The following is a 7,764-nucleotide window of genomic DNA, read 5'->3' on the forward strand; positions in this document are numbered from 1 at the left end:
TCTGGACCGAACACGACGAGTTCGAATTCAACGGCAAATTCTTCACCGTCAGCGGCGGCTACTCACTGCCCAAACCCCTGCAAACCCCACTGCCCGCCGTCATGAACGCCGGCGGATCCCCCGCCGGCCGCCAATTCATCGCAAACTACGCCGACGCCGGATACGTCCTGCTGCCCTACGATCTCGACGCCGCCCGCGTCGCCGTCGACCAACGCAAAACCGACGCCGCCACCGCCGGCCGCGACGTCGCCACCTGGACCACCGCCTACGTCATCCAACGCGACACCCGCGAAGAAGCCCAACGCTACCTCCAACACATATTCGTCGACCACGCCGACACCAGCGCCGGCGAAACCATGGTCAAATATCTCGGCCTCAACTCGCAGATCATGAGCCCTGACGAACTGGCCGCATTCAGCCTGCATCTACGCGCCGGGTCCGGCGGGTTTCCTCTCGTCGGGACGGCCGAGGACATCGCCGAAACCCTGGCCAACCTCTCCGCCATCGGCATCGACGGAGTCGCCCTGTCCTTCGTCGACTTCATCGACGGCCTCAACCGCTTCACCACCGACGTCATCCCCCAACTCGAAGCCACCGGCCTCCGCACACCCCACGTCAGGCACTGAAAATTCTTCAACCGACAGCACATTGAGGAGAACACCGAACATGACCACCGCCGCCACCTCACCCACGCCGGAGGCCCCTGCCATTGATACCGACACCTACATCCAATCAATGGGAAACGTGTGCAAGACCGTCACCATCGTCAGCGCAAAGACATCCGACGCGCAACCGTATGGAACAACAGTCAGCGCATTTGGTGGGCTATCGCTCGACCCGCCCCTGGTGACCGTGGCACTCGATCGAGGCTCTGTCCTGTTGGGTCATCTTCAGCTGGGCGAGCGGGTGGGCGTGAACATTCTCGCGCACCATCAGGCGGAGCTTGCCCAGAAATTCGCTAAGAGTCACCCGGACAAGTTCTGCGATACCGACTGGATGTGGGATCACGGACTGCCGCGACTTGCAGAGATCGCCACGTGGATCGCCTGCGACATAGACCAGATGATCGAAGGCGGCGACCATGTCATCATCATCGGTCGCGTCGTCCACGCTGAGACATCCGACGCTGCGCCATTGGTATATGCCCGGCGCGCCTTCGGAACCCACTCCCAATTCGCCACACCTGGCAACTGACCCCCTCAACACGGGGCACTGCCCGTCATATTCTGCCGTGCCTCGAGGGCGGAACGCCGTCACCACTTTCTCGCCGACAACGACGTCATCAACAAGAAAGAGGAATGTCAGATCATGGTCAAACATCTACGGAGGATCAAGACGAAGGCAGCGCTGGCCGCACTGGGCCTGCTGGCTGTCGCAACAATGACGATTCTCACCGCGGTAACCTCCCCGCACGCCGAGGCGGTGAAGTACGAGATCTCAGGACCAGTCCCGATCACGACCACGGGTGTGACAGGCGCTACTCAACTGATTACCTTCGCTTCACCGACCATGAAAGCTCACCCGTGTCCGAAGCGGGAAACCATGCCCTGCTGAGAGCCAGCACCCTTCGCCCTTCTGGGCTTCGAGCCGCCAACGCCGATGAAGCTGTCTTTGAATCCGTCATCGAATTCGACCCGGGCGCAAGACAACAGGTGCGAGCACACCGCGTTACGGCTCAGCGGTTTCAGAGACTCTGACCCTCAACGGCACAGAAGGTATGTCGGTCATGAGAAACGCTGTCGCACAGGGTATCGACTGCTCGACCGGGCTGTTCAATTACTACGGGGAGCGTGCGTTGGGCAGCTTTCGTCAAGTCGCAGTTGCACACATCTGCGACTTAGACGAAACTACAACGTATCCGGACATCAGCAGCGTCCGTTTCTGTGGTTTGCCGCCTCGGTGCTCCACATTTCCCTCCCACCGCTATTCAGGGGTTCCATGAATGTCATTGATCGCGACACGGTGATGTGCATGTCGTTGGCGGCGCGACCCGGAAATCACGGCAACCGATTCCACAACTACCTGTACTCCGAACTTGGTTTGAACTACATCTACAAGTCGTTCAGCTCTTCGAATATCGGAGACACGATCGCCGGAATCCGCTCGTTGGACATTCGAGGGGTCGGCGTATCGATGCCCTATAAGGAGTCTGTGATCCCGTTCCTTGACCAGCTCGACGCGTCGGCACAGGCCATCGAGTCGGTGAATACCATCGTCAACAACAAGGGGGTACTCACCGGATACAACACCGACTTCATTGCCGTGCGCCTGCTTTTGGACCAGTTCGAGATCCCGACCCACACGCCCTTCGCCCTGCTCGGAGCAGGCGGGATGGCAAAGGCCGTGCTAGCGGCGCTACGCGATGCGGGGTTCACCGAAGGGATCGTCGTGGCACCGCGCAACCTCGCGCGAGGGTCTAAGCTTGCGGCGCGCTATGACGTACGGGCAGGGGCCGACCTTGCCGGCACCCGCCCACGGTTGCTGCTGAACGCAACACCGGTTGGTATGTCCGGGGGCCCCGAGGCAGATCAGATGGCCTTCGCATCCGACATCGTCGCCGAGGCCGAGTATGTCTTCGATGCGGTATATATGCCTCGCGACACACCACTGGTATGTGAAGCGAAACAATTCGGGAAACGAGTCATCACCGGAGACCAGGTGATGCTGCACCAAGCATCGGAACAGTTCGTTCTCTACACCGGAATACGCCCGTCGCGGGCACAGCTCGAAGCGGCCGAAACATACGCTGCGGCAACATGACTCGTACGTCGATGACAAGCACAACCAGCCCGTGATGGCCACGGAACGTCACCAGCAGATAGTGGATGCGATCCGGCCGTCGCCCTTCTGAAGGCGGCGTATCGTCGCCGGTTTCGCCGAGGCATCCTGATGACTCCGGCCGATCGGATGGATCAGATTGAAGACGTCCACCATCATCATGGTGAACGTAGCTTGCCCGGCGATACAGCGCGAGAGCGCTGGCCCACCCGAGGAGCCGTTCGGGAATCGGCCCCGGCAGTACGCACAGCGCGGAGCGTGATCATCACCACAGAACCGCCAGTGGCACCTGTGAAGACCGCTGGGAGGCTCTCAACCGCCCGCGCATCGACGCACCGCCGAGCCACGGCCCCTTCGTGCACTCCGGCCGAGTGCCGAATGCAGTTTTGCATTCGGCACCGCAGTTTTGTCCATTGACGTGCACATTGATTGGGCCGAGACTCGACTGTGTTCAGGCGTCGAACGCAGTAGTGGTGTAGAGCCGATTAGGAAGCGCCCGTCCACCTTTGAGCTGAGCAGAGGTCAGCGCACCCCCAGCGAGCCTTTGCCGACTGCTGGATTGGGCTGCTGCCTCATTCCGTCTTCGAAACGTATTGGAGTGCAATCGATCATGACAATTCCCCACGTGGTCCTTCATTCCGGCGCGACCATGCCCCAGCTCGGTTTCGGGGTGTGGCGGATTCCCAATGACTCCGCCGAGAACCTTGTCTCCATGGCCCTGCAAGCGGGCTATCGCAGTATCGACACCGCCGCCCTGTACGAAAACGAGGAAGGCACCGGTAAGGCAATCGTGAAATCCGATGTCCCCCGTGACGAGATCTTTCTGACCACCAAATTGTGGAATCCCGACCAGGGGTACGACTCGGCGTTGCGTGCCTTCGACACCTCGCTGCGCCACCTCGGACTCGACTACGTCGACCTGTACCTTGTCCACTGGCCGGTCCCGCAACTCGACAAGTACGTCGACACTTTCAGGGCACTTCAACGAATCAAAGCCGACGGTCTCGCCAAAGCCATTGGTGTCAGCAACTTCACCATCGAGCACCTCGTTCGACTAATCGATGAAACCGGAGAAGTGCCCGATGTCAACCAGATTGAGCTGCACCCACGCTTCACTCAACCTGGACTGCGCGCGTTCCACGCGCGTCACGGCATCGCCACCGAAGCCTGGTCGCCACTCGGCCAGGGACACATTCTCACCGATCCCACGATCAGCGCGATAGCCCAAGCCCACGGTGTCACCCCAGCCCAATCCATTCTCCGCTGGCACCTTCAACTCGGCAACATCGCCATCCCCAAGTCGTCGACACCGGGACGCATCACCGAAAACCTCGATATCTTCGGATTCGAACTCACCGAGGATGAACTGCACCGGATCAGCGGACTACACACACCGGATGGCCGCATCGGTCCCGACCCGCTGACCTCCTACCTACCAGAGTGAAGGCGCCACACAGTCCCACGCACCCGGTGCCCTGGGCAGTTATCACATCCACGTGACATGAAAGAGGGGTTGGGGTAAGCGCAGGCATCAATCTGATCGGCCGCGTCCCTGCGATCGACCGGAATCGGATTCTCGACAGGTCGAGAAATCTACATATGTATTAAGCAGCTGAGACCAGGAGGATAACCCATGACGACCATTCGCCCTGTCGGAGAACATGATTCATCTCGGGCGTCAACCACCGAGTCCGGTGCGCCACGCGAGAGTGACGCCCACTCGCTCAGTGTCGGACCCAATGGCCCCCTGCTCCTGCACGATGTCGCACTCGTGGAAAAACTTGCCCGCTTCGACCGTGAGCGAATCCCGGAGCGCAGCCCGCATGCCAAAGGCTCCGGCGCATTCGGCGAACTGGACATCACCGAGGACGTCTCTGCCTACACCAAGGCGACCCTGTTTCAACAGGGTGTCAGAACCCCCATGCTGGCGAGGTTCTCCTCGGTGGCCGGCGAACTCGGCTCGCCTGACACCTGGCGCGACGTGCACGGATTCGCGCTGAAGTTCTACACGCAGGACGGCAACTTCGACATCGTGGGCAACAACACCCCCGTGTTCTTCATGCGCGACCCGATGAAGTTCCCCGACTTCATTCACTCGCAGAAACGACTCCCCGACTCCGGGCTACGCGACAACACCATGCAGTGGGACTTCTGGACCCTGTCCCCCGAGACCGCGCACCAGGTCGCCTATCTCATGGGCGACCGTGGTCTGCCCCGCACCTGGCGCCATATGAACGGCTATTCTTCGCATACTTACATGTGGGTGAACGCTGACGGCAAGCGGTTCTGGGTGAAATACCACTTCCTCACCGAGCAGGGCCTGCAATCGCTCACCAATGAAGAGGCCCAAGAGATCGCCGGCAAGGACGCAGACTTTCACCGACGCGACCTGTTCGAGGCGATCAGAAACGGCAACTTCCCCTCCTGGCGGATGGAGGTGCAGATCATGCCCTACGAGGACGCCAAGACCTACCGATTCAACCCCTTCGACCTCACCAAGACCTGGTCCAAAGCGGACTATCCCCGCATTCCCGTCGGTCGCTTCACGCTCAACCAGAATCCGATCAACCACTTCGCGCAGATCGAGCAGGCTGCCTTCAGTCCGTCTAACACCGTTGCGGGTACCGGCATTTCACCAGACAAGATGCTGCTGGCCCGCGTGTTCTCCTACCCCGACGCGCAGCGCAACCGGCTTGGCACCAACTTCAACCAGCTTCCGGTGAACCGGCCCATCGTGCCCACAAACTCCTACGACAAGGAGGGCGCCATGCAGTTTTTTCACAGCGGCGATGCGCCCGTGTATGCGCCGAACTCGTTCGGCCGCTCCTATCAGGACGAGCAGGGACCGGTCGACAACGGATGGGAGTCCGACGGCGAACTGGTCCGAGCCGCTTACACCTTGCACCCCGAGGACGACGACTACGGTCAGGCCCACACACTGGTACGCGACGTGTTCTCCGACGACCAGCGCGCCCGACTCGTCGAAACGGTCGCCGGTGCGCTCCGTACCGTCGCCGAACCCGTGCTGTCCAACGCTTTCCAGTATTGGAGAAACATCGACCAGGAGGTGGGCGAGGATATCGAGAAGGCGTACCGCGAAACCGCGGGCGCATAGCACTCGATACAGGTTCCTGATCAGCGTCCAGGTGCCCTGCCTAAACGGCTGACCACGCACGCTGCCAGGCCGGTTCAGGTCGGGCTGCTACCGCAGTGCAGCGCTGAGATGCGCATGGTTATGCACTGTCCTCTGCAGGAAGTCGCGCACGGTGCGCACCCGCTCGAGCTTTTCGAGCTCACGTGGAATGACTAGCCAGTATTGCAGTTCAAGGTCGAACGCCTCTGGCAGTACCTGCACTAGCGCGGGGTCGTCTTCTCCGATGTATCCCGGCAGCACGGCGATACCAAGTCCACTCCGAGCAGCCAACCAATGGCCAGTAACGCTTGATATCTGCGCGTGGGACTGCTCGGCGTCTGGCAGTGCGTCGAAGATCCGTAGCGGTTCGACATCGAGCAACACGTTCACAAACCAGATAACGGTGTGCCTGCCCAGGTCGGCGAGCGTGTCTATCGGTGGGTATTTGGCCAAGTACTCCGCACTGGCATATAGGCGCATCTGGAAGGACGCCAGCGGCTCGCTACGTACCGCGCGTGACGTCGGACGCTCTAGAATCACCGCGACGTCGAAATGTCTCTCCGCCACGGCATTACGCGAGGTCGCAGTGACGAGCTCAACACCGAGAAGTGGCTGAGCTTCGGCCAACTCGACGAGATGCGGTGCCACGACGAACGGACCAAATCCATCCGTGGTGACGATTCGCACCGAACCGGTCAGTGCCTGGGCAGCGGTGTCTTGAATGTCGTAGGCCGCGACCACTGCGGATTCAACCGCCTGGGCTTTGGGCAACAAGCGCTCGCCGGCCTCGGTCAAGCGCCAGCCATTAGCAGTTCGATCAAACAGACGCTCACCCGTCGCGCGTTCCAGTGCGGCGATCCGACGCCCGACCGTGGTCTGGTCGACCTCCAGAACCCGGGCGGCCTCGTTCAAGCGCCCCGTTCGCGCGACCTCCAGAAAGTACTGCAAGTTATCGGCGCCGAGCATGCGACCTCCTCACATGCATTTTTGCATTCGCCGTGGCGATATTGTCCATTGACCAGTGCGGACGTCCTTCGTGAGACTAGCTACGTAGGACGAAGCAATGTCGACGCAGTGGTCGGCTTCGGCAGGTACACAGCCCGTCACAGCGCAGTAAGCCGGCTGCGAGCGTAGCGCGCACCGCAAGGTAATCGGCTTCGCGATTGCCGCGCCTTCCAAACGGGATTTCCGTACGCAACAACAGGGAGAATATTTGTGACTGCTGAGGCAACCCCGGTTGGAGAGCTCAAGGCGCAGCGTCCTTTTCCGGAACGGATGAGCCCCAAGGGCAACCTGATCTACAAGCTCATCACGACCACCGATCACAAGCTGATCGGCATCATGTACTGCGTCGCGTGCTTCACCTTCTTCTTCATCGGCGGCCTCATGGCGCTGCTCATCAGGACCGAACTCGCCCAACCCGGGTTGCAGTTTCTCTCCAACGAGCAGTTCAACCAGCTGTTCACCATGCACGGCACGGTGATGCTGCTCTTCTACGCCACCCCGATCGTGTTCGGGTTCGCCAACATGGTGTTGCCGCTGCAGATCGGCGCCCCCGACGTGGCATTCCCCCGTCTGAATGCACTGTCGTTCTGGCTGTTCACATTTGGCGCCTTGATCTCCCTCTGGGGATTCATCACCCCCGGCGGCGCCGCCGACTTCGGCTGGACCGCCTACTCGCCGCTCAGCGACGCCATCCACTCCCCCGGACCGGGCGGTGACCTCTGGATCCTCGGGCTGGCCGTCAGCGGCCTGGGCACCATCCTGGGCGCAGTGAACATGGTCACCACCGTGGTGTGCATGCGCGCCCCCGGTATGACGATGTTCCGGATGCCGATCTTCACCTGGAACAT

8 protein-coding genes are annotated in these 7,764 nt (G+C 60.8%); 6 read left to right on the top strand and 2 right to left on the bottom strand.

Annotation, left to right across the window (positions count from 1 at the left end; all coding sequences use genetic code 11):
- The 3 genes from A5784_RS14605 to A5784_RS14615 all read left to right on the top strand — a co-directional run.
- Window positions 1–626, top strand: a 626-nt coding sequence (locus A5784_RS14605; RefSeq protein WP_156750572.1) for an LLM class flavin-dependent oxidoreductase, incomplete at its 5' end; no start/stop codon positions are given.
- Window positions 627–666: 40 nt separating this feature from the next.
- Window positions 667–1,194, top strand: coding sequence for a flavin reductase family protein (locus tag A5784_RS14610; RefSeq protein WP_232006045.1), 528 nt, complete (start codon window positions 667–669; stop codon window positions 1,192–1,194).
- Between the two features lie 744 nt (window positions 1,195–1,938).
- Window positions 1,939–2,760 (top strand): shikimate 5-dehydrogenase, encoded by an 822-nt coding sequence (locus tag A5784_RS14615; protein ID WP_064945634.1) that lies wholly within the window; start codon window positions 1,939–1,941, stop codon window positions 2,758–2,760.
- 48 nt (window positions 2,761–2,808) lie between these two features.
- Here the strand turns inward: A5784_RS14615 and A5784_RS39660 are convergent, their stop codons facing one another.
- The gene (locus A5784_RS39660; RefSeq protein WP_286159429.1) at window positions 2,809–2,937 is read right to left on the bottom strand and encodes a hypothetical protein; all 129 of its coding nucleotides are present in this window, start codon (window positions 2,935–2,937) and stop codon (window positions 2,809–2,811) included.
- A 466-nt stretch (window positions 2,938–3,403) separates the two neighbouring features.
- Here A5784_RS39660 and A5784_RS14620 point away from each other — a divergent pair, with 466 nt between their 5' ends.
- The gene (locus tag A5784_RS14620; RefSeq protein ID WP_286159430.1) at window positions 3,404–4,222 is read left to right on the top strand and encodes an aldo/keto reductase; all 819 of its coding nucleotides are present in this window, start codon (window positions 3,404–3,406) and stop codon (window positions 4,220–4,222) included.
- Window positions 4,223–4,411: 189 nt separating this feature from the next.
- Window positions 4,412–5,893: a catalase gene (locus tag A5784_RS14625; RefSeq protein ID WP_064945635.1), complete on the top strand. Its 1,482-nt coding sequence runs from the start codon at window positions 4,412–4,414 to the stop codon at window positions 5,891–5,893.
- A gap of 87 nt (window positions 5,894–5,980) precedes the next feature.
- Here the strand turns inward: A5784_RS14625 and A5784_RS14630 are convergent, their stop codons facing one another.
- Window positions 5,981–6,877 carry a LysR family transcriptional regulator gene (locus A5784_RS14630; protein WP_064945636.1) on the bottom strand — a complete coding sequence of 299 codons (897 nt, stop codon included), beginning with the start codon at window positions 6,875–6,877 and terminating at the stop codon, window positions 5,981–5,983.
- Window positions 6,878–7,126: 249 nt separating this feature from the next.
- Here A5784_RS14630 and A5784_RS14635 point away from each other — a divergent pair.
- The coding region (locus A5784_RS14635; RefSeq protein ID WP_197514751.1) for a cbb3-type cytochrome c oxidase subunit I at window positions 7,127–7,764 on the top strand (638 nt) is incomplete at its 3' end.

Source organism: Mycobacterium sp. 852013-50091_SCH5140682, from assembly GCF_001665685.1.
Classification (GTDB): domain Bacteria; phylum Actinomycetota; class Actinomycetes; order Mycobacteriales; family Mycobacteriaceae; genus Mycobacterium.